This is a genomic window from Fibrobacter sp. UWB4, assembly GCF_002210345.1.
In the GTDB taxonomy this organism is placed as follows: domain Bacteria; phylum Fibrobacterota; class Fibrobacteria; order Fibrobacterales; family Fibrobacteraceae; genus Fibrobacter.
In genome coordinates this window covers 118,635-144,017 of sequence record NZ_MWQI01000008.1, presented here as the reverse complement: position 1 = coordinate 144,017, position 25,383 = coordinate 118,635, and the positions used below count along the sequence as shown (strand labels likewise).

Annotated in this window: 22 protein-coding genes and 1 tRNA gene; 13 read left to right on the top strand and 10 right to left on the bottom strand. The window is 50.4% G+C overall.

What is annotated here, in order from left to right; all coding sequences use genetic code 11:
* Window positions 1-37: 37 nt before the first annotated feature.
* Window positions 38-361 (top strand): hypothetical protein, encoded by a 324-nt coding sequence (locus B7990_RS12095; protein ID WP_141099277.1) that lies wholly within the window; start codon window positions 38-40, stop codon window positions 359-361.
* Between the two features lie 118 nt (window positions 362-479).
* Here the strand turns inward: B7990_RS12095 and B7990_RS14870 are convergent, their stop codons facing one another.
* The 5 genes from B7990_RS14870 to B7990_RS12070 form a co-directional block, all read right to left on the bottom strand.
* On the bottom strand, window positions 480-761 hold the full coding sequence (locus B7990_RS14870; RefSeq protein WP_141099276.1) for a hypothetical protein: 282 nt from the start codon (window positions 759-761) through the stop codon (window positions 480-482).
* Between the two features lie 243 nt (window positions 762-1,004).
* Window positions 1,005-2,081: a TIGR04133 family radical SAM/SPASM protein gene (locus tag B7990_RS12085; protein ID WP_088641179.1), complete on the bottom strand. Its 1,077-nt coding sequence runs from the start codon at window positions 2,079-2,081 to the stop codon at window positions 1,005-1,007.
* A gap of 80 nt (window positions 2,082-2,161) precedes the next feature.
* Entirely contained in the window at window positions 2,162-2,566 is a 405-nt protein-coding gene (locus tag B7990_RS12080; RefSeq protein WP_088641178.1) for a hypothetical protein, read from the bottom strand.
* A 19-nt stretch (window positions 2,567-2,585) separates the two neighbouring features.
* Window positions 2,586-3,143: a hypothetical protein gene (locus B7990_RS12075; protein WP_088641177.1), complete on the bottom strand. Its 558-nt coding sequence runs from the start codon at window positions 3,141-3,143 to the stop codon at window positions 2,586-2,588.
* A gap of 3 nt (window positions 3,144-3,146) precedes the next feature.
* Entirely contained in the window at window positions 3,147-3,788 is a 642-nt protein-coding gene (locus tag B7990_RS12070) for a hypothetical protein (protein WP_088641176.1), read from the bottom strand.
* Between the two features lie 206 nt (window positions 3,789-3,994).
* Between B7990_RS12070 and B7990_RS12065 the strand changes: the two genes are divergently transcribed.
* The 4 genes from B7990_RS12065 (at window position 3,995) to B7990_RS12050 (ending at window position 9,465) form a co-directional block, all read left to right on the top strand.
* Window positions 3,995-6,535, top strand: coding sequence for an NPCBM/NEW2 domain-containing protein (locus tag B7990_RS12065; RefSeq protein ID WP_088641175.1), 2,541 nt, complete (start codon window positions 3,995-3,997; stop codon window positions 6,533-6,535).
* Window positions 6,532-7,818: a glycosyltransferase gene (locus B7990_RS12060; protein WP_088641174.1), complete on the top strand. Its 1,287-nt coding sequence runs from the start codon at window positions 6,532-6,534 to the stop codon at window positions 7,816-7,818. The genes B7990_RS12065 and B7990_RS12060 overlap by 4 nt, the downstream gene beginning before the upstream one ends.
* Window positions 7,815-8,501: a hypothetical protein gene (locus tag B7990_RS12055; RefSeq protein ID WP_088641173.1), complete on the top strand. Its 687-nt coding sequence runs from the start codon at window positions 7,815-7,817 to the stop codon at window positions 8,499-8,501. The genes B7990_RS12060 and B7990_RS12055 overlap by 4 nt, the downstream gene beginning before the upstream one ends.
* A 154-nt stretch (window positions 8,502-8,655) precedes the next feature.
* Entirely contained in the window at window positions 8,656-9,465 is an 810-nt protein-coding gene (locus B7990_RS12050; RefSeq protein WP_088641172.1) for a tyrosine-protein phosphatase, read from the top strand.
* A 158-nt stretch (window positions 9,466-9,623) separates the two neighbouring features.
* Here the strand turns inward: B7990_RS12050 and B7990_RS14865 are convergent, their stop codons facing one another.
* Window positions 9,624-10,061, bottom strand: coding sequence for a hypothetical protein (locus tag B7990_RS14865; RefSeq protein ID WP_141099275.1), 438 nt, complete (start codon window positions 10,059-10,061; stop codon window positions 9,624-9,626).
* Window positions 10,062-10,094: 33 nt separating this feature from the next.
* A complete protein-coding gene (locus B7990_RS12045; RefSeq protein WP_088641171.1) occupies window positions 10,095-10,979 on the bottom strand; it encodes a phosphoribosylaminoimidazolesuccinocarboxamide synthase in 885 nt (294 codons plus the stop codon).
* Between the two features lie 162 nt (window positions 10,980-11,141).
* Between B7990_RS12045 and B7990_RS12040 the strand changes: the two genes are divergently transcribed.
* The 3 genes from B7990_RS12040 (at window position 11,142) to B7990_RS12030 (ending at window position 13,945) form a co-directional block, all read left to right on the top strand.
* Window positions 11,142-11,990, top strand: a complete 849-nt coding sequence (locus B7990_RS12040) for a TIGR02147 family protein (protein ID WP_088641170.1) — start codon at window positions 11,142-11,144, stop codon at window positions 11,988-11,990.
* Entirely contained in the window at window positions 11,987-13,147 is a 1,161-nt protein-coding gene (locus B7990_RS12035) for a hypothetical protein (protein WP_088641169.1), read from the top strand. The genes B7990_RS12040 and B7990_RS12035 overlap by 4 nt, the downstream gene beginning before the upstream one ends.
* Window positions 13,148-13,357: 210 nt before the next feature.
* On the top strand, window positions 13,358-13,945 hold the full coding sequence (locus B7990_RS12030) for a hypothetical protein (RefSeq protein WP_088641168.1): 588 nt from the start codon (window positions 13,358-13,360) through the stop codon (window positions 13,943-13,945).
* 168 nt (window positions 13,946-14,113) lie between these two features.
* On the opposite strand, the gene B7990_RS12025 is transcribed toward B7990_RS12030, so the two are convergent.
* Window positions 14,114-17,257, bottom strand: coding sequence for a GH116 family glycosyl hydrolase (locus tag B7990_RS12025; protein ID WP_088641167.1), 3,144 nt, complete (start codon window positions 17,255-17,257; stop codon window positions 14,114-14,116).
* 270 nt (window positions 17,258-17,527) lie between these two features.
* On the opposite strand from B7990_RS12025, the gene B7990_RS12020 reads away from it, so the two are divergent.
* The 3 genes from B7990_RS12020 to B7990_RS12010 all read left to right on the top strand — a co-directional run bounded on the left by B7990_RS12020 (window position 17,528) and on the right by B7990_RS12010 (window position 19,706).
* Window positions 17,528-17,728 carry a hypothetical protein gene (locus B7990_RS12020; RefSeq protein WP_014547299.1) on the top strand — a complete coding sequence of 67 codons (201 nt, stop codon included), beginning with the start codon at window positions 17,528-17,530 and terminating at the stop codon, window positions 17,726-17,728.
* Between the two features lie 169 nt (window positions 17,729-17,897).
* Window positions 17,898-18,491, top strand: a complete 594-nt coding sequence (gene purN / locus B7990_RS12015) for a phosphoribosylglycinamide formyltransferase (protein WP_088641166.1) — start codon at window positions 17,898-17,900, stop codon at window positions 18,489-18,491.
* A 375-nt stretch (window positions 18,492-18,866) separates the two neighbouring features.
* Window positions 18,867-19,706 carry a ribonuclease HII gene (locus B7990_RS12010; protein ID WP_088641215.1) on the top strand — a complete coding sequence of 280 codons (840 nt, stop codon included), beginning with the start codon at window positions 18,867-18,869 and terminating at the stop codon, window positions 19,704-19,706.
* Window positions 19,707-19,853: 147 nt separating this feature from the next.
* Here B7990_RS12010 and B7990_RS12005 read toward each other — a convergent pair.
* Window positions 19,854-19,927, bottom strand: a tRNA-Arg gene (locus B7990_RS12005).
* A 310-nt stretch (window positions 19,928-20,237) separates the two neighbouring features.
* Here B7990_RS12005 and B7990_RS12000 point away from each other — a divergent pair.
* Window positions 20,238-22,628: a penicillin-binding protein 1A gene (locus tag B7990_RS12000; protein WP_088641165.1), complete on the top strand. Its 2,391-nt coding sequence runs from the start codon at window positions 20,238-20,240 to the stop codon at window positions 22,626-22,628.
* A gap of 118 nt (window positions 22,629-22,746) precedes the next feature.
* On the top strand, window positions 22,747-23,538 hold the full coding sequence (locus B7990_RS11995) for a hypothetical protein (RefSeq protein WP_141099274.1): 792 nt from the start codon (window positions 22,747-22,749) through the stop codon (window positions 23,536-23,538).
* 124 nt (window positions 23,539-23,662) lie between these two features.
* Here B7990_RS11995 and groL read toward each other — a convergent pair whose 3' ends face one another.
* Window positions 23,663-25,297, bottom strand: a complete 1,635-nt coding sequence (groL, locus tag B7990_RS11990) for a chaperonin GroEL (RefSeq protein ID WP_072828114.1) — start codon at window positions 25,295-25,297, stop codon at window positions 23,663-23,665.
* Window positions 25,298-25,383 lie beyond the last annotated feature (86 nt).

Below are 25,383 nucleotides of genomic sequence, written 5' to 3'. Positions count from 1 at the left end.
TATGTTCGCGTATGATATAAACAGGGTATCTTGGGTTATGTTTAAGGCTACATCGGCAGAGATTTCGCAAAAATCGCGAATCGAAAGTGTTAAGTTTGTGCAACCGGCGCAATCACCGATATATACCGCATCATTCGGATTGTTGCGATCAAGATATATTTTAGAATCTTTGGCGGTTTCTAAAGAGTCTTTGCATTGCATTCGGGTGACTGAAGAGTATAAAGTTGGATTTTTTTCTTCTGACGTTGTTGGCGCGGATGAGGTTGATTCATTACATCCGGCAACGAATAAAATTGATGCCCAAAGACAAAATTTGCTAATTGTGGCCTTCGTTATAATCATAAGCTTATCAAATTTGTAGATAAATTGTGTTTGTATAAATTTAATATATATAAATTCTGTATTAAAATTCTGTAAACGCAAATAATCCCGCCTCGATGGGCGGGATTTTTTTACCTCATTTCAGGAGTGAATTTGGACTATTTTTCCGGCGTTTTCAATTGGGAATCGTCGGGCATAACACCATATTCGGCTACGGGCATGTATGGAATCGAGCTGGAGCTGAAATCCTCGGAACTGCTGGAGCTTAAGGATGGAACGCCGTATTCACATTCTGGGCATTCGTTCACGCTGCTGGAGCTTTCGTTTGGAACTTGGACGACTCCATACACGGGCTGGGCGTTGTCGGTGCATCCCGCCCAGAAGAACGAGGCTAGGGCAAATGTCAAATGCCCCCAATGCTTGCGGATGAAAGATTTCATAAATAAATTCCTCCTTTTTTTCAAGATTTAACTGTATGGATCCTCCTAACGGAGGATGACCGTGGACGCGCGCGACTCTCGCCTTACGCATTTGTCATCACGCCCCAGCAGCCTCCAATCTCGCTACATGGCAGTAAGCCAGTTCTTTTGTTTTCTGTACTTTCGCTTCGCGAAAGTACCAAATGCTAGGCTCGGTCATATCCATACAAGTATGGCTGCGACGCTCGCCTTACGCATTTGTCATCACGCGCCGGCGGCTTCGAGGCGATGCACGTGGCAGTAGGCGAGTTCCTTCGTTTTTTCATCTCTCAAGTGCAGGCTGGAGCCTTCGCAGTAGCGCCAGTACTTGCACGTTTTGCAGTCGCCGATTTTGGCCCAGCTGCGGTCGCGCATCACTTGGTAGCGGTTCTGCCACACGTCCCAGAGGTCGTCCTTGTAGATGTTCCCCTGGATGTAGTCGCCGCGCAAGCTCGGGCAAGCCGAGATGCTTCCGTCGCAAAGCACGGAAGAGACGTTTACGCCGGCGCGGCAGAAGAACGGGTAGTTGCGCGCGTCTTTCTCGTAGCTACCGAGGAACCCTTCGCAGCCGTAATTCACGTTGATGACGTTCAGCTTCTTTACTTCGCGGATGAAATCGAACACCTGGCGGAATTCCTGGTTCGTGAGCTGGAACAGCGGATTGTCTTTTGCGCGGCCCTTCGGGAACACGGTCGCAATGCGCCAGCGCTTCACGCCGATTTTCAAAAGCAGGTCGAGAATCTTCGGGAGTTCTTTGAGGTTTTCGCGGTTCACGCAAGTCATCACGTCGAAGGTGAGACCTTTCGTGTGGGCCGCCATGTCAATAGCGCGGAGCGCGCGTTCAAAGCTATGCGGGTCGCCACGGAAATGGTTGTGGTTTGCTTCGAGGCCGTCAAGGCTGATCGTGAGCGAGCGGAGGCCTGCGTTCAAAAGGCGCGAGTATCGTTCGGGAGTCATCGCAAGCCCGTTCGTGACCATTCCCCAGGGGTAACCGCGCTTCTTGATTTCTTGGCCGCATTCTTCGAGGTCCGGGCGCATCAAGGGTTCGCCGCCGGTAATGACCACGATAAAGTGCTTCGGATCGATGTGCGGGGCGAGCTTGTCGAGTACGTTCATAAAGTCTTCGCGGGGCATGTCGGGGATGGCGTCCTTGACGCAGTCGCTACCGCAGTGCAGACAGTGCAAGTTGCAGCGGAGTGTGCATTCCCAGAAAAAGTACGTGAGCGGGTGTGCCTTGATTTCGTTGTGGCGGTAAAGACGGTAAGCTTCGAGAGCGAGTTTCTTTTTAAGCGAAAGTTGCATAATAGTAGTAGACAGTAGGAAGTAGGCGGTAGGAAGTATAGAGTTGAGAGTGAAAAGTTAAAAGTTGGCGGGTGATAGGGTTAGTGTTTCTCGGGGCAGTCGATGGTCGGAATGCAATAATCATATTCTCGCACAGTTCCTTCCAAAGTTGTATAGGATTCCTTGATGCAGTAATCGGGACCTTTGTTAGTGCAATTAGTTGCACCGCATGAACCTGCTGGAGGCGTCGTTGCTTCAACACCCTTAGGTAAATTATCTTGCAATTCTGGATGCTCGTAATAAAATCCTGGCTGTCTCAGGTATTTATATCCATCTTCACATTCGATGATGTCAAAGACTTCACCCAAATCGTTTGTGGCCGTGGCGTTGTGGCAGATTGTCGAGAAACAGCCGTAGGTGGCGGCGACTTCGTCTTCGTTTTCACAACCGCTCCAGAAAAGAGCGAGTACCGAAAGTAAAAATTTTTTCCAGTGTTTGTAGAACATTGTAATGAGTTGATTATGTTTAGGGCTTTGGTTCTTTTTCAGGACAGTCGATAGTGGGGTAACAGCCTCCGATGGGCTTGAGATTCCCGTATTCGTCTTCTTCGACTCCGTCAATGCAGGTGTCAGGGACTCTTTGACAGTTCGATGCTAATCCGCCTTGACCGGGGATCGGGGCGTTGACCTGGACGCCTTCCGGGAGTTCCGATCTAGATTCGGGGAGGTCGTTGTAGAGTTGAGGAGTCCTTAGGAACTTTTCGCCATTTTCGCAACTGATCGTTTCAAAAACCTTGCCGGAACTGTTTACGGCCGTGTCGTTGTAGCAAAAGACCGTAGGCGGAGCGTATACAGCTGAAAAACTGGAACTGAACTTGTCCATTTCGCTGCTTGAGCTGGATTCGCCGATGCTGCTAGAGCTTTGATCGATGGTTTCGGACGAACTGCTCAGCAATGGCACCCCGTAACTGGGCGTTTCTATATAGATTTCTGATGCGTCCGCTGAATTGTCGCAAGCGCTCCACAAAAATGCGGTCAGCGAGACCAGGAATTTTTTCCAATGATAAAGAATGCTTGTTTTCATAATTTATTTCTCAGATTCTTCGCGATCCAGAATGCCCGTTTCTATGCATTTCTTGATTCGCTGTTCGATTTTACTTAGTTTCTCGTCGTGGATCCTTTTGCATTCTTCGTCCAGGGCGGGCTTGTTTCTTTCCCATTCCTCTTTCATTTTCAGGTAGTCGAGGTATTCCTGGGTCGGGCGTGTCGTGCCGTCGCTACAGACTTCGTCGAAATGCAGATTGACTGGGGCGCCATACAGCACGGGAAAATTGCCAAGCTCGTTGCTCAAGTCGTCAAGGCATTGCGGCTTTTCTTGCAGGGTTTGCTTGATGCTGTCGATCTTGCCTAAGGCATCGCGTTTTGCTCTTCCTTCGGCATTCATCTTGGCGACATCCGCCGAATAAGAGGGGCTATAGTAACTGACGATGGAATCTCCGGGAGTGCATGTGACTTCGGCGGAGCTGGCGTTTGCCTGGCTGCTGGACGAGGCTTGTTCCGTTGAACTGGACGAGACCGCTTCGCTGGAACTTGTGCCTTGAGTTTCCGTGCTGCTGGAGTACTGGGGAGGCGCTCCGTAAAGGGGAGGCTCTGTAGTGGTTGTTTCACAGCTGGCCCAGAATAATCCGGTCAGTGCAAGTGATATCTTTTTCCAGTGTTTGTAAAACATTTTTAACTCCTAACGACCTTCGGTACATCCTCTTTTTTCAAATATATACAAAATAACCCCTGAAAGTCTATGAAACGCGCATAATACAGCTGCTTTGAAATTTTTTTGTTGCATCTGTTTCATATAGGCATGCAATAATAAGTTTTGGTCAAAAATTCTTTAATGATTGGTTGAAATTTGCGTATAAAAGTTATATTTAAGGCACTATGAAAAAAGAAAAGTTAGGAAGGGTTGATGTGAAGCGTAAGTCTTTACGTCAGTCTTTGATGGAATGGAAGGATTCTCTTCATTGGGATAAACCTCAGAATGTCATGTTGGCGGTTACGCTGTTTGTGCTCGTCTCCGCTTTCCTCATTTTTAACAATTTATCCGTGTCTTATGCGCGCCATTGGGATATCGAGTGGGGGTATTATTCGATCCTCCTCACGTTCCTCTTGCTTGTGGCGGGTGTCGTTGTCAACGCGCCATTTATCGCAAAGCATTTTCGCGGGTTTATGCCGAGTGGCAAGAGCTTCTGCGGGCTTACGCTTTTGCTCATTGTGTTTTCTGTATTCATCTTTGGAAACATCGGCAATACGCACCGCGTCCTGAGCGACGAGACGAGCTGGGAATCGATGGGCCTCCAGATGTATTTCCAGCATACGGGCGGTGTCTGTAACGAGGGCGTCTGGACGGATGGCGTTCTCGACTGCAAGACCGAGGTGAACAACTTCAAGGGCAAGGCGCTTGGCTTTGTCTACTCGCTCGTGTTCAACTTCATGGAACCGAACCGCGATTCAGCGTTGATGGTGAACTACCCGTTCTACATCTTGAGCTTGATAGCTTTCTTCCTTGCGCTTTCCAAGTGGTTCAAGAGCGATAAGCTTGCGCTTGCGGCGACGGCGTTCCTGGGCGGCATGCCGATTTACCTGTTGCAGTCGCGCTCGGCATCGACTGAAGTCCTGTATATTCTTTTGCTTGCTGTTCTCATGGCGTGGTATGCTTTTGTGCCGACGAACAAGGTCACGTGGAAGCATTTCCTTTTGACGGTCCCGCTGCTTGGATTCTTTGCGCAGACTCGCCAGGAAACCGTGTTTGCATTTATCCCGTTTGCGCTTTACTATTACCGTTACTTCCTTGAAAAGCCGTACCGCTTGCCTGCTTTTGTCGCGTCCGTGATTGCGGTAAGCTGGCCCTCGGTCAACACGATGGCCGCGTATCGCGGGTATGATTTCCAGGGCGGTACGCATGCGGCGCACTCGCTTGAAAACTTCTGGTTTAACCTGAAGACAAACATCGATGTCATGATGAACCTCAATACGGATTCCGCGTTTGGCGGCATTATGGAAAATCCGTTCTATACGACGTTTACCGTGATCTTGCTTTTGGCGACGGTCTGGCTCCTGTTCCGCATGATCTATTCCCGCCGTTACGTGCGCGGGTTCATCTTGGGCATCACGTTCTGTGTGCAGATTTTCGTGATTCTCCTGAACGTGTCGGGAACGTTTACGATTGACATCAACCAGCGTTATGTGCTTGTGGCGCTCCCGATGTTTGCGCTTTTGATGGCGCTTGGGCTTTACGATGCGCTTGTGTTTACGACGAAAATGCAAAAAGACGCTGCGGCAAAAATCGTCGCGGGTGTAGCATGCCTCCTGTCTGTAGGGTTGATGGTTTACCATGCCCCGAGCTACAAGGCGAACATGCTCTACTACAAGAACAAGCTCCTTATCGAAGAGGACTTCTTGAATACGGAACTTGCCAAGTATCCGAAGAACTCCGTGTTCATTTATGCAAGACCGTGGCAGATGCTTGCTTCGGGCCATACGTCATTTAGCGAAAATACGTTTAAGAGCTGGAGTACCGAACAGTTTGCGGAATGGATGCAGAAGTCTGGCGGAAACATTTATCTTGTTCGTGGTCAGGATGGCTACGGAAAGGTTAACCGCAATAGCCGCGTGGTCGGATTCAAGACGACCGACCAGATTGACGATATTCTCAGCAATTACAAAAATGAACGCGTATTGATGGAAGCTCGTCTGTTCGGCTATGGACTTGCAATTTACAAGATTATTTCGAAGAAGGGCGTGTCGCATTACGCACAGAACTTCATGGTGACCGAAGAATCGAACGGCATGATTGTCGTGAACAAGCGCTTTCCGGAATCAATCGCTTGCGATTACACGTTGAACGACAAGAAACAGGGTGAAATCCTCGTCTCGAACAGCGCCGATACGCTTATTCTGGATGCGGCAAAGATCCGTGCCGGCTTGAACCGCGTTGTGCTGAGCTGCTACATGCCTGACGAAGATACGCTTGTCACGTACCGCGACTTCTTTGTTGACGCTCCGAATGTGGCGCTTTTGTCAAAACTTAAAGTGAGCAAGTTCTTCCAGGAATGGGGCGAGCCGCAAATTGATGCAACGGTGGACCATCACAAGATTACGATTGACGGCGAACCGTTCCGCTATGGCATTGGTAGCCATGCAAATTCATCGATTGAGTATTCGCTTGCTCGCGGTTACGATTGGTTGAATGTTGTTATTGGCCTTGATGACGAAAGTGCTTGTGGCGATGGCGCCTTCTTTATTGTTGAAGCTGATGGTCGTGAAATTTACCATTCCAAGAAGCTTTATACGACGGACAAGGAACGCTTGAGACTTGACATCAAGGGCGCAAAGTCGATAAACCTGCGCGTCACGATGGGTGACAACAAGGACTGCGACCATGGAGACTGGGCGCATGCCTGGTTTGAGGCTGAAAAGTGAAAGTCCTTGTAGCGCCGCTTGATTGGGGACTTGGGCATGCGACTCGCTGTGTGCCCGTAGTCCGCGAGTTCTTGCGGGCGGGTGCCGAGGTCGAACTTGCCGTAGTCAAGGCGAATGCAAATTTTTTCCGTGAAGTTTTCCCGGAACTGCGGCAGCGCTTGGCGCCGAGCTACAACATTGTCTATCCGAAGCACGGCTACAATATGGCGCTCTGGCTTTTAAAGAACAGCATGCACCTGAATGCCGTGATGCGTTACGAACACCACTTTGCCGAAGAAATGGTGGAACGCCACGGTTACGATGTGCTGTTTTCGGACAACCGTTTTGCGTTTTATTCCAAGAAGGCTCTTAGCATTTACATGACGCACCAGCGGCGCATTGCGTTCCCGCGGGCGTTTGCTGCATTTGAACGCATTGGCGTGATGTGGCATGCGAACATCATGCGCAAGTTCGATGAAGTCTGGGTGCCGGATTTGGAAATTTATCCGGGCTATGCGGGGTCGCTTTCGCATTCGGGGGCGACACCTGGCGATAAGCCGATGCGTTATGTCGGAGTGCTTTCGAGATTTTCAGAGTGGAATGCGAAGGCTGGCGAGAATGCTTCGAATTTAGCGGGAAGTGCGCCGAGTTCTGTTGAAAATGCTGAAAATGCGCCGAATCTCGAACGGGACGTGGACTTGATGAGCGTGTCGGAATTCATGGCGCACTCGGCGAGCGTGGAATGGAATGTCGCTTCCGAGCCTTCCGAAAAGCGAACTCTTGGAATGCGCTCTTCCGTGATGCGCTCGGCCTACAAGGTCGTTGCGGTCGTATCGGGGGTGGAACCTGCACGTACGCAGTTTGAACTCCAGTTGCGCGAAGCGCTTTTGAAAATCCCGGGGCATCACATGATGATTCTCGGGAAACCTTCAGCAGAGCAAAAAACGTGGACCGAAGGGAATATCGAGTTCCATACGCACTTGGCGACGGATGATTTTGCGGAAGCCGTGAAGCGGGCCGATTTTGTGGTGAGCCGTGGCGGCTACAGCACGGTGATGGACATGGCGGAACTTGGTGCAAAATGTATCTTTGTACCGACGCCAGGGCAGTTTGAGCAGATTGTGCTGGCTCGCGATCTGTCAAAGGCCGGCTACGCGGTTGAAATCCCGGCAGATGAACTTTCTGCCGAAACGCTCGCAAACGCTTTTGAAAAGTCCGTGAAAATGCCGAAGGTCGAAGAGCAGAACTTGCTTCATGACGCGGTTTATGATGTTGTTCGAAAAATAAAAGAGAGGTCAATATGAACCAGTTTGTTCTAGCTTTCCCGATTCCCGTTGCTGTTGATGAACCGTTTTCCATTACCGAAAATGTTCAGGTGAAGGCCGATACCAAGACTCTGATGATTCCTGGTTGCAGTGTGCAGTTCAACGTGGTTCGCCAGGGCGCTTCTGCCGACCTCCTGGAAATTTTCAAGGAACGTGATGAAATTTCCGCTGAAGAAGAAGCGGCGATTGTAGGCCACAAGTCGCTCTTGTTCTTGCTCGGGAACGTAAAGACGATGGACGATGTCGAAATGGTGAATTCCGCCATTGTGAAAGTGCTTAACGCAAAGGCTGCGGGCGTTTATATGCAGCAGTCTGGCACGGCCTGGACCGCGAAGGCTTTCGAAGAACAGTTTGGCGATTGCGATTACCCGATGGATCCGTGGATCAACATTCTCGATTCGGGCGACTCGCTTTACACGCTTGGCCTGGCTGTGTTTACGCTGCCGGATTTGTGCATCTCGAATACGATCGAAGACCCGGAAGAGGCTCTCTTGATGGCCGCTGATAGCTTGTTTGGCGACGGCATTCCGGCAAAGTCGGGGAGTGTCATTGACTGGGGCGAGGGCGAAAAATACGTGCTCCGTCAAGAAACGAAGACGCTCTTCTCCAAGGATGCTCCTGAATACAACAAGCAGGGCGTTCTGAGAATCGTGAAGAAGTGACGCGCTTTGGCCGAGTAGGGAGGCCAAGTGCGTCATCCTGAGGGCGTAAGCCCGAAGGATCCAGTCAAGTTTTACTGGATTCTTCATTCCACTGCGTTTCATTCAGAATGACGTTTGTGAAATTTCATATATTGAAGTGTAGGAAAGGGAGCTTATGGCGAATGTTTTAAAGTTCGAGTCGATTGACAATGCACGACAGCTCGGCGGGATTCCGGCCGGCGGCTCTCATGTCAAGCACAATTTGCTTTTCCGCAGTAGCAACTTGTCCAAGGCGACGGAGCATGATTTGCACCGACTGCGCGATGATTTTGGCGTACATCTGGTGATTGATTTGCGCTCCGACTTTGAATACATGCAAAAGCCGGACAAACTTCTCGATGGAATGGAATCTGTGTTGATTCCTGTCCTGGATGATTCCATGCACGGTGATGCGTTTAACAAGGACCAGGTGGTGCCTGCGACGGGCGTGGACTTTATGGAATTTCTTTTTGGTATTGCCCGCCATCCGATTGCTGGACTGTTAAAGGATAAACTCTATAATTACTTTGTCGATAGCGATTATGCGGGCGCTCAGTATGCGAAAGTCTTTGAAACTGTTCTTGCGCAAAAGGGGGCGCCTGTGCTGTGGCACTGTACTTCGGGCAAGGACCGCTGTGGTTTTTGCTCGGCTTTGATGCTTGCTGCTCTCGGTGCCGCTGACAACGCCATTCTAGATGATTATGCGGAATCCGAAAACTCGTACCGCAAGCCGCTCGAAGCGATGACTGCCAAGGGCCGCCAATCGGGAATGACGGAGACGCAGCTCGACATTCTGCATTTCTTGGTGAGCGTCAAACGCGAGTATCTTGAAATTCCGCTCAAGCGCATCAATGCGGAATATGGCTCGCTTTTGAACTTTATCACGCAGCGGATGCACGTGCCCACCGCGACCATTGACGCACTCCGGGAATATTATTTGGAGTAATTGTTGCATCTTCGTCATTCCGAACATTCCGCACTCTCGTCACCCTGAGCGTTCCGCATTCTCGTCATTCCGAACGAAGTGAGGAATCCAGTCATTGCGTCTTCGTCATTCCGAACGAAGTGAGGAATCCAGTTATTTCTTGTTTCACAACACTAGACTTAACTGGATGGGGCTACGCCCCAACTCTTTGGCTCGGTTATGCCCATGCAAGCATGGTTGCAACACTCGCCTTCTGAGTTGTCTTCCGTCGTTGGCGTCAGGATGACGTTGAACAATTCGTCGTCCAGAGGAACAACGTGACGAAGGACCCAGTTATTTCTTGTTACGCAATACAAGACTTTACTGGATGTTTCGCGACATTGTCGCTCAACATGACGCAAAAAGAAAAACGCAGGCCCGAAGGTCTGCGCGTTTTTAATATCACATTCTTGCTTATGCGATAGAGCTGTGCGGTCTCCGTGAGCAACAAACGCCTCGTATTGCGATTTCATTGCATAAACCGGCGCCTCAACAATAGAAACAAGCAAGCTTGTTTCTGCTGTATTCGGCTTGGATTTATTTAACGAGGCGTGGTTGCGAGAGCGAGGCGGAATCACATTCTTGTTTATGCGATAGAGCCGAGTGGTCTCTTACAGCTCGGGCTGCTTGCCGGTGAGGCGCACGAAGATTTCTTCGTACTTGGCGAGCGTGTTCTTCACGACTTCAGGCGGAATTTCCGGACCCGGGTAGGTCTTGCCCCAGTCGAGCGTTTCGAGCCAGTCGCGGACGTACTGCTTGTCGAAGCTTTCCTGGTTCTTGCCAACCTGGTACTTGTCTGCCGGCCAGTAACGGCTGGAGTCCGGAGTAAGCACTTCGTCGATGAGGATGGTTTCGCCGTCGATTTCACCGAATTCGAACTTGGTGTCAGCGAGGATGATGCCCTTGCTTGCTGCGTAGTCGCGAGCCTTCGTGTAGATGTCGAGGGACATGTCACGGAGAGTCGTTGCAACCTTTTCGCCAACGATATCGAAAGTCTGTTCGAAGCTGATGTTTTCGTCGTGGCCTACGTCCGGCTTGGTGCTCGGCGTGTAGAGCGGCTTTTCGAGCTTCTGGCAGAGCTGGAGACCCTGCGGGAGAACGTGACCGCAGATCTTACCGGTCTTCTGGTAGTCCTTCCAGCCAGAACCGACGATGTATCCGCGCACGATGCATTCCACAGAATGGCGGTTAGCCTTCTTCACGATCATGGAACGGCCGCGGAGGTAATCAGCATGCTTCTTGAGCACTGCCGGATATTCGTTCACGTCGGCGGTGATGAGATGGTTCTTCATGCCAAGGTGCTTGAACCAGAAAAGGGAAAGCTGGTTCAGGATCTTGCCCTTGCCCGGAATCGGGGTCGGGAGAACCACGTCAAAAGCGGAAAGACGGTCGCTAGCGACCATCAGGAAGCTGTCGCCGAGGTCGTACATGTCACGTACTTTACCCTGGTGGAACAGCGGAACTTCGGTAATGGGGGTTTCGAATTTTAAGCTCATAGTACTCCAAATTTAGCAATTTAGTGGCTGCTGGCTAGGGGTGGAATGTGCCCCAGGACGGTGTGGACAAATATGTCAACGATTCTAGAAAAAAAATGATAAAGCAGGCGTCAAAAAATTGGAAATTTTATGGGAAAAACCTATTTTTGATTCAGGTAGCCTATGCTTGCCAGAAACCGCATCAATATCTATGACTATTCCGATTATCGCAAGTTCCTTTTGGACTTTTACGAAATCGAGAAATCGCTGGACCCGACGTTCAGCTATCGTGTGTTTGCTACGGCTGTGGAAATGGATGCGAGCTTGCTTTTGAAAATCTTGCAGGGCAAACGCCACGTTTCTCCCAAGTGCGTTGAATCGTTTGTGCAGTTTTTCCGTTTTAAAGAAGCGAAGGCCGAGTATTTCCGTGAAATGGTCGCCTATGGCAAGGCGAAAAATGATGAACAGGTTCGCAAGCATTTTGAATCTTTGCAAAAAATGCGTCCAGCGGCAAGCCGTGAACTCGACGAGGCGCGCTACCGCTATTTCCAGCAGTGGTATTACCCGATGATCCGCTCGGCGCTAGATGTTTTTGACTATCACGGTTCGGACGATGCCGCATCCCTCGGTGAATCCTGCGTTCCGAAACTCACGGCGACACAGGTGCAGAATGCCGTAGACGCTCTCTTGCAGCTCGGGCTTGCTGAACAGCGCAAGGACGGGCGCATTGTTCCGACCGATGCGCACTTGAAGACTAAAGAGCATTGGCTGAGTGCGTCCATCAGCGATTACCAGGGGAGCCTTGCAGAACTGGCGCGTAAATCCATTGCCGAAACGCCCAAGGAAAAACGTGATATCAGTACGCTTACGATGGCGCTCGATTCCAAACAAATTGACAAAATCCGTGAGATCCTTGCTGAAACTCGCCGTGCGATTGTGAATGTGGTGAATGCGATGCCATCTGAAATTTGTGATAGCGTTTACCAGTTGAATTTTCAGTTGTTTCCAATGATGAAAAAGGAAGAACGATGAAAAATATTTTGGAACTTTGCGCCCTGCTTTGCCTGCTTTTGGCTGGATGTACCGAAAACAATCCAGGCTTATCTGGTGCGACTAGCGAAACGACTAATGGAATTGCCGTAGTCGTTCTAGACGATGCAAACCGGCCTCTTGCTCAAGCGAGTGTGACGTTGTACACAAAGACGAGCCTGTCTGCGGTCGAAACGTCTATTTCGGATTCGGCAGGAACGGCAAAGTTTGAAAAGTCGAGTGAAACGTGTGCCGGCGGAAATTGCTTTGTCGAAGGCATTGCGGGTGCTGATTCTTCGCTGATGAGCTGGTCTTCGCTTAGCCTGACTGAAAATTCTGCGCCTTCTAAAATTTCATTGTTGCCTTCGTCCTCTTTGATGCTGCGTACAGGCGCGGGTGATTCGAGTCTTGAAAACTTGTTTGCAAATCTCCGGTTGGAATCGACTCCGTATATTGCAAATCGTTCTGGAGATGAATACGTTTTTGCACATGTACCTGCGGGACTTTTTAATGTGATCGCTGGTGATTCTATGGTTGCCGAGGTCTCTCTTGAACCGGGCGCCGTTGCTGATACGCTTGTTCGCTTGCCCGGCGTTACACGTGAATTTGTATTCGAAGATTTTGAAGATGGTGATAGCTTGAATAACATTGCGAAAGTTTATTCAAACTATGGATGGTACTATATTGCAAAGGATGGCGCAACGCTTTTGAAACCTGATTCCACAAAGGGTTTTGCGGCTGCAATTGAATCGGAGCCTGGACATGGCAAGGCTCTTTCGTTGCAGTTTGTGCCGGGCGATTCAGGCTATGTGCTGCTCGGGACTCATCTTGGGCTTGATACGGGCTATTATGACTTGAGTGGACTCACGGCTATTCGCTTGACCGTGAACGGCGACTGCGAATTTGATGTGGCTCTGGAACATTATCGCGAAGTTCTCGACAACAATTTCCACAAGTCTCTTTGGAACGTGAAAGTTGCGGAGGGCTGGCGCGAAGTGGTGCTCCGTCCGGGCAAAGAAATGCTAGATGACAATAGCTATCAGGTGGCGTGGAGTGAAATTTCAAAGGAAATAGGCTTCTTCAGCATCTTTATCAAGAGCGGTTCCTATCTGAAAATTGATCAGATTGTTTTTGAAGGCATTGATATCGTCTCTCCATAGACCGTGATTTTTGTGCGTTTAACTCCGACAGGTGTCGGGGTTTTTCTATATCAAACATTTTGTTGCATATGGAAATTAATTTTAAAATATTGTGGTTAAAACTTGCTTAAAATTGAAAATTTCTAATATTTTGTTGCGTATAGTATTGCTTTTTAAGAAGCGGCAATTTATATTTGGTCTTGTGAAAAATTGCTTGGAAGGAGATTTTTTATGAAAAAGTTTAACTTGACAAGAATGGCGTCTGTTTATGTCTCGGCGGCTTTGGTAACTTCTCTCTCGTTTGCGCTTTTCGCATGCGGCGATAATCCTTCTCCTGTAGCTCCGAATACGCATTCTGGTGAATCTTCCTCTTCTATAGTTGGATCCTCTTCAGCCGTTTCTGATCCGTCCCGCGTGATTGTTACAGATGCCGTTATTCAGTGCGATGCGCGACGAACTGTGGATGACCCGATGCTTGATGCCGCGGTTCCGCCAGAGGTGTATCGTTATGTAACACTTGAAAATGTTGGTTTTACCATCAAAAATATTTCAATGACTTGCGATGTCGTTATTGACAGCCTGGAAGTTTCAGCTTCGGATTCTACGCTTTACGTAAATGTGAAATATGATTACGAAAACGCCAAGAGATGTCTCTGCAAATCGGAAATCTTTTTCAAAGTGAATACGGATCCCGTTTATTATAGTGCAAAGGAACTTGTTCTCAATGATGGTGGAAATATCAATTTTGACAATAAGATGATGATTGTGGATCTTGATGTGGTGCGTGTCGAAGATGTTCCAAAAGCCTACGATGATTAAAAAACAGGAGCTCCGCTTGGAACACCTGTTTAAAGTTTATGGATACAAAAACGTAGCTTTCAAGTAATTGCATTAATCCGTAAGAGAATAAGTCGCAAAGCGAACAATTCCGCACCGAAGGGAGGACCTGTGAGCGTGCGAGCTTATTCTCTGGAGCCTTGCCTTTCCTTACTTATAAAGCAGGGCGAAAACCATGCCCGGACGGAAGTACTTACCAGCGGTGTACTTGAGTGCCGTGCTGTGGAGGAGCGTGAAGAGTTCGTTCACATCGACCTTGTTGCTCTTGGCAATGGCGCCGAAAGATTTCGTGAAGGCGGCGAGATTGCGCGGGAGCTTCGGGCTGATGCGGGAGTCGGCGAGGAGAGCGCCCTTCTTCAAAAGTTCCTTGTGCATCTTGTCGGCGGCGGTTGCGCTGAGGCCGAACTTTGCAACGAGAGCTTCCGGGTGGAGGCGGCAAGAGCCGTTGAATCCTTCCGGTGCTGCAAACGGAACGCGTGCTTCGTCATAGAGGTTTCCGATCATGGAATCAGCGAGCACGGAGGCTTCCTTTTCCAAACCGTGGAACATCATGGCTGTCATGATGCTGTACTGAATACCAATCCAAACGTCGTGAGCCTGGAAGTTGAATTCGTCGAGCGGAGAACCGTCCTTATGAACAAGGTTTGCAGCACCGATGAGCGGGCTGTTGGCCTTATAGTTCGTATTGAAAATTCTGAGCAAGTTAGACTTGGCCTTTGCGCTGTCGGTGATCGGTTCGAGGTCGAGCAAGCGGAGGTAGGTATCGGCAAGCATCGTATCGGCGAACACGTCGTCGCAGTCGTTGGCAATCTTTGCTTCCCAGCTCTTGGTGTAGGCTTCCTTGCACTGAGCCGTAATCCAAGCCTTCTTGAGACCGCGGAGTTCGTTCTTGGAGAGGTCTTCGCCGTCCGGGATTTCACCTGCGCAGAGCCATTCGTTGATGGCCTTCACGCCAGCGTTCGGATCTTCCGGGAGTTCGAGCGATACCTTCACGGCTTCGCGGAGTTCGGCGTACTTTTCGACGTTCAAGTCCTTCATTTCCATCGGAGTGATGAAGAAGCGGAAGTAGCCTTCGTTTTCGTCCCAAAGGGATTCGGTAAATTCCTTGTTGGCGGCTTCGGACTTTTCGTTCCACTTGGCAGCCTGATCGTTATCGCCGAGGAGTTCAGCGATCTTTGCTGCAGCGCGGAGGCCTGCAATCCAGAGGGAACCGCAGTAAACAGAGATGCCGTAGCTGCAGAGGTTGTCGAACGTATCGTCCGTACCGTGCGTGAGCGGGAAGTTTTCGCCCGGGTTCACCATCTTTTCGAGGTATTCCATGGCGGCATAGACGGCTTCCTTGCAATCGGCGAGGCACTGCATGTCCTTCGTCTTGTGGTAGTGACGGTAGACCATGAGCACGTATTTCGGAGCGAGGTCCTTCCATTCCTTAACGTTGTGCCAGTCGTAGGCATCCGGTTCGGCGTCGAAGGGGCTACCGAGGTCGTGAATCACTGCGCCACGCACAGCGCGCGGGCCTTCAAGCTTCGGATCCGGGAGGTCGGCGTAGGGGAGGTTCACAAATTCGTGGTGACGGCGGCGGTTTTCGTTTACGGCGAGAATGGCATCGCCAAAGCGCTTCATCACAACGCCATCGAGACGCGGCATGAGGGCGAGCAAGCTAAAGCTGCCGTAGAAGTAAACGTCGAGAGAGTTGAAGAACGGATAGTCGGCACATTCGCGAACGAGGAAGCGGTCTTCCTTGTCCCACACGGTGGCTTCGGCGAGGAAGCTGAGCGTGTTGATGGCGAGGCTCTTGAATTCAGCCTGCTTGGCGGCAGTCTTGTAGAGCTTGGCGACCGGCTTCTTCGGAACAAGGTTTTCAAATGCCTTGAGGCGGTCGTCAAAAGTCTTGTCGGCGGCGAGAGCTTCCGTAAGGAGAGCGACCACGCGGCCGTATGCTTCCGGATAGAATGCGGTGTACTTCTTGGCGGAAGTGAGCTTGTTCAGCTTGATTTCCGGGAAGTCGAGCACCATGTTGAACTGGAAGGAGACCTTCTGCTTCGGCTTGAGGACTGCGGTAACGGCGATGGCGCCGGCAATTGTTTCACGGCCGCTGTAAACATTCTTGACCCAGGAGTTTGCAACGCGACCGCTCTGGAGAGCTGCCTTCAAGACGGACTTGGCGTCATCCTGATAGAACATCGGCTTCACGGAAACGTTGAGGTTGTCCTTCTTGTTCCAAGCCACGCTCACGCCCATGCAACCGTTGAAGTCGCTTTCGGCGAGGGCCTTTTCGTTATAAAATTCGATACCGCGAACAGAGCGGCCATCTTCGAGCTCCTTATCGAACTGCACACCCTTCGGGAAACGTGCGGCCGGAACGAGAACAAAGCTGGAGTCCTGAACGCCCTGGCGGTCCTTCTTGGCCATGTAGCCCGTGATGCTGTCCTGAATCTGGACAATGGTCACTTCGCGGGTTTCCTTGGTGTTGTTTTCGAGCGTAAAGACGGTAGCGTTCACTGGGAGGCTGGAGAGGCGTTCGTCGCCCGGAGTCACGTAGCTGGACTGCGTCTTGGTGATGGAAACACCCTTGCCTTCGTAAACGGTTTCGCTGACCGGATAGAGGGCGGTGTACTTCATCTTGGCGGCGTCATAACCCGGCTGGCCGAGGAATTCGCTGTCGTTTGTCCAAGCGGCGGTGAGGGCGCCTTCGCGGGCGGCCTTTTCGCCAACCATGCCGTCGAAGAAGTCGATGAGCACGGCGCGGTTGATGGCGGCAGAGTCCTTGCCTTCGGCAATTAAAGCCTGGGTGCGGTCGCTGAACTGGATGTGCCAGCGTTCAAAAGCGGCCTTGTTCGTTTCGAAGAAAGTCTTGTCGGCGAGAACCTTGTTGAGCTTCGCTTCGGCCTTCTTCTGGTCCTTCATGTCGGCGTCGCCGAAAACGCGTGCGCCGCTCTCGTCGAGGAGCGGGAAGTTGTTGTTGTAAATGCCGAATGCAGCGAAGTTGCCGATCACGAGCGCAGCCTTTGCGCTGAGGACAGCTTCCTTGAAGAAGAAGTTGTTGAAGCGGAGGTCAGATGCCTTTTCGGTGCGAACCTGGACGCCCGGCATCACGTTCATCACGGGAGTCGTGCCTGCAGGCGTTGCGGTAAACGTAGAACCGATACCGCCTACGGCAATACCCGTGGTGGAAGGAGTTGTAGAAAGCGGGGTGTACCACGGCTGAATGAATTCCACAGCGAGACCCGGGGTCATCAGCTTCTGGACGGAGCCGGACATTTTTGCACCGGCAAGATATTCTTTAATGCTCATAATGAGGTCCGATATTTAAAGGTTTATACGGGTGGAAAGATAGTAAATGAGTAGACGGTAGGCAGTAGGCAGTAGGCAGTAGACGGTGGGCTGAATTGTCATCCTGAGCGAAGGGCGTAGCCCGAAGACAACCTCGAAAGGCGAGTGTTGCAGCCATGCTTGCATGGATATAACCGAGCCGAAGAGGTTGGGGCTTGCCCCATCTAGTAAAGTCTTGTATTTTGCAGTCTTTTTACATGAAATGTTTTTGATTTGAATTATCTTTAGGGTATGACTAAGTTGATTGCACATATGCTCCCCGGCGTTTTCCTCATCGTCGTGTTTTCCCTGTTGAAAGCTTACGTTATCCCAGCCCACGTGACTTTTGAATCGTGGTTTGTCTACGTCAATTTTTTAGTCTGGGTTGTCTGCATAACAGTCCCGTGCGTCATCTATTACCTCCGCACTCCGCCAGGAATTGATCATAAGTAGATTGGTTTTTAGTCTTTGGTCTATAGTCATTAGTTGTTGTAGTTGTAAAAAGTAAAAAAAATACAACAAACTAATAATTTTGCCTGAGTATGGAGTTGCTGGACCTTTTTATCATGCAAATTTCTAATGACTAAAGACTAATAACTAATAACTAAACTATATTTGGCGCATGTTTAAAATTGGCGTCATGGCTTCCGGCGGTGGAAGCAACTTCAAAGCGATTATTGATCACATTGGCGAGGGTGACCTCGAAGCCCAGTGCAAGTTTTTGATTACGAACAACGCGGGTTGTGGTGCAGTGCATCATGCCGAAGAATTCGGAATCCCGGTTCGCCACATTTCGGGTAAGACTCATCCGGATCAGGCTGTGTTCGAAGCCGCGATGCTCGAAGTTCTCGACAAGTACGATGTAGACCTTTTGATTTTGGCGGGTTACATGAAGGCGCTCCCGCTTTGCATGCTCAAGCGCATGCCGGATCGCATTTTGAACATTCATCCGTCGCTGTTGCCGAAGTTTGGCGGTAAAGGTTTCTTTGGCCATCACGTTCACGAAGCTGTGCTTGCCGCGCACGAAACGGAATCTGGCCCGACGGTGCATCTCGTCAGTGAAGAAATTGACCGCGGTCGCATCTTGGCGCAGACCAAAGTTCCTGTGATGCCAGACGACACTGCTGATACGCTTGCCGCCCGCGTCCTCGTGCAAGAACACGCTTTGTACTGGAGGACTATTCGCGACTACGCCAAGTCGCTGGGTTTGCACTAACGTCATCCTGAGAGCTTCTTGAACCGCGTCATGTTGAGAGGCTAAGCCTCGAAACATCCAGTGAAGTCTTGTACTGCGTCATTCTGACGCCGAAGGCGGAAGACAACTCAGAAGGCGAGTGTTGCGACCATGCTTGCATGGGCATAACCGAGCCAAAGAGTTGGGGCATAGCCCCATCCAGTGAAGTCTTGTATTGCGAAACGAAAAATGACTGGATTTCTCACTTCGTTCGAAATGACAGAGAAGCGGAATGTAACTGGCCCCTTCGCTATGCTCAGGGTGACGAGTGCGAGATGCTCAGAATGACGAATGCTAATCGCAGAAAATGACGATGAAGCGTTTTGTGTTGCTCCTACATTATCTAATTTTTGGCTTATGAAATTTAAACTGCCCGCATTTTTGGAAAACATTGAATCCCCGGTAGAAGGGGAGGTGGCGCTGCGCAGGTTCGCGGCTAATCCTCTCGCCTTTGGCGGTGACTTGGACTTGTTTTCTGCGGGTGCGAATGGAGCGCTTTCTGGAAACGCGTCGGAAAATTCCGCGATTGTCGTGGGCATTGACGAAGTTGGGCGTGGACCGCTCGCGGGTCCTGTTGTCGCTTGTGCTGCCGTGCTCAAGTCGCCCGATGCGCTCTTGACGCTGAACGATTCCAAAAAGCTTTCTCGCCCCAAGCGCGAAGCGATGTTTGATGCGGTCAAGGACGCTTGTGCATGCTATGCGATTGCAAGTGCTAGCGTCGAAGAAATTGACGAAATCAACATTCTTGAAGCGGACTTCTTGGCGATGCGTCGTGCATTGCAAGCGCTCGGATTCCCAGGTCTCAACGAAACTGCTCCTGAAATCCCCATCGAAGTCAAAGGTTCTTTGAAAGACGCCGCAAATGTCATCCTGAATGAAGCGCAGCGAAATGAAGGATCCAGTAACGGTTTCCCTAACATCCTCATTGCTGTCGATGGTAATCTCAAGATTCGCGGCGTTCCTGCCGAAAAACAGATGCCCATCGTCAAAGGCGATGGTCGCATCGCAAGCATCTCGGCCGCCTCGATTCTTGCGAAAGTCTTCCGTGACCGTTATATGGATAAATTAGAAGAACTTTATCCGGGTTACGGTTTTGACAAGCACGCCGGTTACGGCACCAAGGCTCACCTCGACGCCATCCGCCGCCAAGGCTTCACGCCTGCCCACCGCAAAAGCTTCCACCCAAAAAGCTTGTGAGGCTTTTATCTTAATGCAGTCACCCCGGACTTTGTTCCGGGGCTTTTTGTTGTGATTCCGGCTCGGAGGCCGGAATCACGAGTGCGTCGCGCATTTTCTTAGTAAACAAAAACAGAAAAGGCTAGTCTTGCGACTAACCTTTTCTTCTGCGGGTGCCAGGACTCGAACCTGGAGCCTTTTGGTTCGTAGCCAAACGCTCTATCCAGTTGGGCTACATCCGCGTTTTGTTTTGTTGTCTTCTCTCGTTGACGGGTCCAAATATAGAATAATCGAAAATAATGTCAAGGGTAAAGTGCAAAAAAAATGATTTTTTTTGAAAAATTTTTCGCGTACTTCCCGCGCACTCCTGTTTTTGCGGCTTTTATTCCTGTTTTGACCATTTTTGTTCTTGTTTTGACTACTTGCATTCCCGTTTTGATTGTATGTATGTCCGAATTAACCCCTATTTAACCCCTAATTGCGCTCCCGTATAACTAATAGGTCGCCCGGATTAGCTATTTTTGTCCCCAAACTTTTTTAGTGTGACTTAAAATGGATAAGTTCAAATCATTCATGAAGATTTTAGGTGCGGCCATCGTCAAGTATGGTTCCCTCGTTTGGCAGAAAATTTGGAGCGTGGTGAAGATTGCCTTTGCCAACAAGATTTTCCGTTGGTTCTTTATTTTCATGTGCCCGATTTTCGTGGCGTTTATCGCTGCGCTGGCCGTCTACATTCATTATTCGCCGGAACTGCCGTCGCTTTCGCAGCTCGAGCAGATTAATCCGCGACTCGTGACGAACATTTACGACAAGGATGGCCAAATTGCGCACGAATACTTCGTGGAACGTCGCGAATGGACTTCCATCGACTCGATTCCGGTGAATGCGATCCATGCCGTGATGGCGACCGAAGACCGTGCGTTCTACAAGCACTGGGGCATGAACGTTTGGGCGATTCCGTCTGCGCTTATCGAAAGTGCCGTCTCGGGCAACAAGCTCCGCGGTGCATCGACCTTGACGCAGCAGCTCACCAAGCTCCTCTTCCTCACGCCGGAACGCTCGCTTTCCCGTAAGATCAAGGAAATGATGACGGCTATCCGCATCGAACAGACCTACACGAAGGAAGAAATTCTCGAATTCTACATGAACGAAGTTTACCTCGCTGGCGGTAACTACGGTTTCCAGGCGGCAGGCAAGTTCTACTTCGGCAAGCCGCTCGATAGCCTTTCTATCCCGGAATACGCTGTGCTCGCGGGCATGTTGCAGCGCCCCGAAACGTACCGCCCCGACCGTCATCCGAAGGCTTCCAAGCGCCGCCGTAACACTGTGCTCTATGCCATGCGCGATGCCGGCTACATCACGAACGAGGAATACCGCAAGTATATTGAAGAGCCGATTGTGCTCGCCAAGAAAGAAGACGTGACCGGAACGGGCCTTTATTTCTTCGAAGAAATACGCAAGTACATGGAAAAGAAGTACGGTGAAAATTCGCTCTATGCCGATGGCGTGTCCGTCTATAGTACGATTGATCCGGAAATCCAGGCGTTCCTTGACAGTGTCGCCTATGCACAGGTTGAACGTGTCCGTCGCCGCATCAAGTACCGCGCTACTCGCAGACTCCAGCTCACCAAGAAGTATGACATGCCTGAAGACAGCGTCGTTGCGCACTTCGATAGCGTCTATACGCTCTTCAAGAAGGAATATCTCGCGGCTGATACTGTCCGCAACAAGCGTGGCCAGTATGCCCGTTTCCCGGACAGTATCCGTTATCATCACGCAGAAGTAGCCGCAATTATAATTGAGAATGAGACTGGTGCAATCCGTGCCATGGTGGGCGGTAGCGACTTCAACAAGTCCAAGTGGAACCGTGCCGTGCAGTCCTTACGCCAGCCGGGTTCTTCGTTCAAGCCGATTGTCTATTCGACCGCAATGGACAACGGCGCTAGCCCCTGCGACTCCGTGAACGACCAGCCGGTGACGATTCCGGATCCGGATGACAAGAACCCGAACAAGGTCTGGCGCCCGGGTAACTTCGAACATGACTTCGAAGGCATGATGACGCTTCGTCGCGCTCTGTACAAGTCCAAGAACCTTCCTGCCATTTTGACCGGTATGAAGTACGGTCTCAGCAACGTGGTGAACTACGCTCGCAAGTTCGGCATCAAGCGTGCTCCGTTGCAGGCGGTCCCGAGCTTGGCGCTTGGTTCCGTGGGTGCAACGCTTATGGAAATGACGTCTGCTTACACCGTGTTCCCGAACGGTGGTAACCGCATCGAACCGTACATGATTGAATCCATCGTGGACCGCAATGGCGAAATTGTCGAAAAGAATTCTAAGGTCGAACATGAAGTCTTGCGCCCGGCTTCGGCATACCTGATGGTCGATATGCTCAAGGACGTGAACGTTCGTGGTACGGCTGCCCGCGTCTGGAACTCCGGTTTCCGCCACCCGAGCGGTGGTAAGACGGGAACGACGAACGATTACACGGATACGTGGTACATCGGCTTTACGAAGCAGTACACGATGGGCGTGTGGGTCGGTTCCGATACGCCGGGGACCATGGGTGCCGGTCATACGGGTACCGAAGACGCTCTCCCGATTTGGATGGCCACGATGACTAAGTTGCACAAGGATTTGCCGAAGCTCCCGTTCCCGGTTCCGCCTGGAGTGATTAGCCGTGGCATCTGCAACCACACGGGTCTTATCGCAGGTGAGTTCTGCTCTGAAAAGACTTACTGCCTCTACACGGCGGGCTACGGCCCGACGGAACGTTGCGATGGCAACCACTTCTCGTCGCAGACAAAGTCTGCTGATAACGCAACGCTGTTTAGCAACAAAAGCGTTGTCGAAAACAACCGCTACGAAGCCCCGCAGCCCAAGAAGAAAGGGAAGGGCAATGACGCGGCCCCTGCTCCCAAGCGCAACACGAGAAAGATGTTCTAGCGATTGGCTATTGGTCGTTAGTCATTGGCTATTAGATGAAATTTAAAGGAGCCTGCGCGGGCTCCTTTTTTGCGTATAATTGTTTTTCTTTGCTTCGCTTTTTACTTATTTTGTAAGTATGAATTTAAAGCGTGCTCTTTTTCCGGTATTTTGCTCTTTGTTTGCTCTAGTCTCTACGGGGTGTATCAATACGCATTTTCAAAAGCTGCATATGACGGCTTCTGAAGCGCCCGAAGTCCATGGGGCAAATACTTATCAACAACCACATTCCGCTTCTTGGCGTGTTACGGGTAAAATTAATAGTAATACGCGAAGAGATGTAAAGATTACTCCAGAAACGTCAAATTCAAAAAATAAGTCAAAAGAGAGTGTGGAACCGGATTGGCTTTATAAAATGGGCGGTGTCGAATTTACGGGCAAGGCTGACTTCTTTTACAAGGCTAATAGTGCCTTTTGGGGGACAGGCTTAGGGTACAACAACGGCATATACCACCACTTCTCATTTGGTGGCAACTTTTCACACGTTGAATTTGGATTTTTCATTGGGGTTTACCTCCAAAACTTCGATGCCGATTATGTGGGGGAGCATTGCGAAGTTGTTTTATTTAGCGATGATAAATGTGATTCTTTTTCAAATGAAAGTCACGGCCTTAGCACGTCTTTATTTGGTGGTGGATTTGCCGGTTTGATATTTGGCGATTTCTTTTTAAACTATAGCCTGAGCATCTATGCGCCAAGTCCCGAAATTGAAGGGGGGAGTCCGGACCTTTCTGGAATTCATTCGAACTATTTTACGATGGGGTATAGGTTCTATTGGGTTGAAGTGAGTGCTGGTTTCGTAATGTCGCTTGTTGAAGGTAGTATTGCTAGTTATGGCTTTACAGGCGGATTAAGTTTTTATTTGAACTAAGCGAATGAATTAATCGAAAAAAAAATCCCGAACTCGTGAGAGTCGGGATTTCAGTGGAGTTAGAATATGAAATTCTAGGTCGCGCGCACTTGTCGTTTGACATTTGCGCGCATTCTGCGGTTGATTACATCATGCCGCCCATGCCCATGGACGGATCCATAGCAGGAGCTGCCGGAGCCTTCGGTTCCTTCTTTTCGGTGATCACGCAGTCAGTCGTGAGGATCATCGAAGCGATGGAGGAGGCGTTCTTGAGAGCCGTGCGGGTCACCTTAGCCGGGTCAATGACACCAGCCTTGATGAGGTCTTCGTAAGTGTCGGTCTTAGCATTGTAGCCAAAGCCGTCCTTGCCTTCCTTGACCTTGTTCACAACCACAGAACCTTCGAGGCCAGCGTTCTGGACAATCTGGCGGAGCGGTTCTTCGATAGCGCGGCGGATGATTGCAGCACCAGTCTTCTGGTCGGCATTGTCGAACGTGAGAGCGTCGATAGCCTTTTCAGCGCGGATGAGAGCAACGCCACCACCCGGAACGATACCTTCTTCGACAGCAGCGCGAGTTGCGTGCATAGCGTCGTCAACGCGGTCCTTCTTTTCCTTCATTTCAACTTCGGTAGCAGCACCGACCTTGATCACAGCAACGCCACCGGCGAGCTTTGCCAAGCGTTCCTGGAGCTTTTCACGGTCATAGTCGCTCGTGGTAGCTTCAATCTGCTTCTTGATCTGAGCGATACGGCCCTTGATAGAAGCGGCGTCGCCAGCACCTTCGACGATCGTGGTGTTGTCCTTCGTGATGGTGATGGACTTTGCCTTACCGAGAACGGTGACCGGAGCATCTTCGAGCTTTGCTCCCGTGTCTTCAGAGACGAGCATACCGCCAGTGAGGATAGCGATATCTTCGAGCATGGCCTTACGACGGTCGCCAAAGCCCGGAGCCTTAACGGCAGCAACCTTCAAAGTGCCGCGCATCTTGTTCACAACGAGCGTTGCGAGAGCTTCGCCATCGACGTCTTCGGCGATGATGAGGAGAGACTTGCCCTGCTTTGCAACGTGTTCGAGCATCGGGAGCAAATCCTTCATGGTAGAAATCTTCTTGTCGTACAAGAGAATGTACGGATTTTCGAGAGCGACTTCCATGCTGTCCGTGTTCGTGACGAAGTACGGAGAGAGGTAACCACGGTCGAACTGCATACCTTCGACAACGTCGAGGACGGTTTCAGCAGTCTTGGATTCTTCGATGGTGATGACGCCATCGTTGCCGACCTTTTCCATAGCGTTGGCGAGGAGTTCGCCAATTTCCGGGTCGTTGTTAGCAGAAATCGTTGCAACCTGGGCGATGTGTTCCTTGCCGTTGATCTTGACGGCCATCTTGCCGACTTCCTTGATCACAGCTTCGACAGCAGCGTCCATACCGCGCTTGATGTCCATCGGGTTTGCACCAGCAGCGACGTTCTTCAAGCCTTCACGAGTGATTGCCTGAGCGAGAACGGTTGCAGTCGTGGTACCGTCACCAGCAGCGTCAGAAGTCTTGTTGGCGACTTCCTTAGCCATCTGTGCGCCGAGATTTTCGTATGCGTCTTCGAGTTCGACTTCCTTAGCGACAGAAACGCCGTCCTTAGTGACGTTCGGAGCACCGAAGGAACGAGCGATCATCACATTACGGCCCTTAGGACCGAGAGTAACCTTAACTGCATTGGCGAGCTTGTCAACGCCCTTCATGAGGGATTCGCGAGCTGCTACATCAAACTTCAATTGCTTTGCCATTTTTGTTTTCCTTTTTAAAATTTTTGATTTAGTTAGAAGTCGGAAGTAGGAAGTTAGAAGTGAAATTTTCGCGGCTTCGCCGCCCG

What these genes read in the sequence shown, in the direction of transcription:
- B7990_RS12070 (WP_088641176.1), bottom strand. Translation starts at nt 3,788, where the DNA reads ATGTTTTACAAACACTGGAAAAAGATATCACTTGCACTGACCGGATTA.
- B7990_RS12080 (WP_088641178.1), bottom strand. Translation starts at nt 2,566, where the DNA reads ATGTTCTACAAACACTGGAAAAAATTTTTACTTTCGGTACTCGCTCTT.
- B7990_RS12045 (WP_088641171.1), bottom strand. Translation starts at nt 10,979, where the DNA reads ATGAGCTTAAAATTCGAAACCCCCATTACCGAAGTTCCGCTGTTCCAC.
- B7990_RS11995 (WP_141099274.1), top strand. Translation starts at nt 22,747, where the DNA reads ATGAATTTAAAGCGTGCTCTTTTTCCGGTATTTTGCTCTTTGTTTGCT.
- B7990_RS12065 (WP_088641175.1), top strand. Translation starts at nt 3,995, where the DNA reads ATGAAAAAAGAAAAGTTAGGAAGGGTTGATGTGAAGCGTAAGTCTTTA.
- B7990_RS12020 (WP_014547299.1), top strand. Translation starts at nt 17,528, where the DNA reads ATGACTAAGTTGATTGCACATATGCTCCCCGGCGTTTTCCTCATCGTC.
- B7990_RS12010 (WP_088641215.1), top strand. Translation starts at nt 18,867, where the DNA reads ATGAAATTTAAACTGCCCGCATTTTTGGAAAACATTGAATCCCCGGTA.
- B7990_RS12095 (WP_141099277.1), top strand. Translation starts at nt 38, where the DNA reads ATGTTTAAGGCTACATCGGCAGAGATTTCGCAAAAATCGCGAATCGAA.
- B7990_RS14870 (WP_141099276.1), bottom strand. Translation starts at nt 761, where the DNA reads ATGAAATCTTTCATCCGCAAGCATTGGGGGCATTTGACATTTGCCCTA.
- B7990_RS12085 (WP_088641179.1), bottom strand. Translation starts at nt 2,081, where the DNA reads ATGCAACTTTCGCTTAAAAAGAAACTCGCTCTCGAAGCTTACCGTCTT.
- groL (WP_072828114.1), bottom strand. Translation starts at nt 25,297, where the DNA reads ATGGCAAAGCAATTGAAGTTTGATGTAGCAGCTCGCGAATCCCTCATG.
- purN (WP_088641166.1), top strand. Translation starts at nt 17,898, where the DNA reads ATGTTTAAAATTGGCGTCATGGCTTCCGGCGGTGGAAGCAACTTCAAA.
- B7990_RS12030 (WP_088641168.1), top strand. Translation starts at nt 13,358, where the DNA reads ATGAAAAAGTTTAACTTGACAAGAATGGCGTCTGTTTATGTCTCGGCG.
- B7990_RS12075 (WP_088641177.1), bottom strand. Translation starts at nt 3,143, where the DNA reads ATGAAAACAAGCATTCTTTATCATTGGAAAAAATTCCTGGTCTCGCTG.
- B7990_RS12035 (WP_088641169.1), top strand. Translation starts at nt 11,987, where the DNA reads ATGAAAAATATTTTGGAACTTTGCGCCCTGCTTTGCCTGCTTTTGGCT.
- B7990_RS12025 (WP_088641167.1), bottom strand. Translation starts at nt 17,257, where the DNA reads ATGAGCATTAAAGAATATCTTGCCGGTGCAAAAATGTCCGGCTCCGTC.
- B7990_RS12040 (WP_088641170.1), top strand. Translation starts at nt 11,142, where the DNA reads ATGCTTGCCAGAAACCGCATCAATATCTATGACTATTCCGATTATCGC.
- B7990_RS12055 (WP_088641173.1), top strand. Translation starts at nt 7,815, where the DNA reads ATGAACCAGTTTGTTCTAGCTTTCCCGATTCCCGTTGCTGTTGATGAA.
- B7990_RS12000 (WP_088641165.1), top strand. Translation starts at nt 20,238, where the DNA reads ATGGATAAGTTCAAATCATTCATGAAGATTTTAGGTGCGGCCATCGTC.
- B7990_RS12050 (WP_088641172.1), top strand. Translation starts at nt 8,656, where the DNA reads ATGGCGAATGTTTTAAAGTTCGAGTCGATTGACAATGCACGACAGCTC.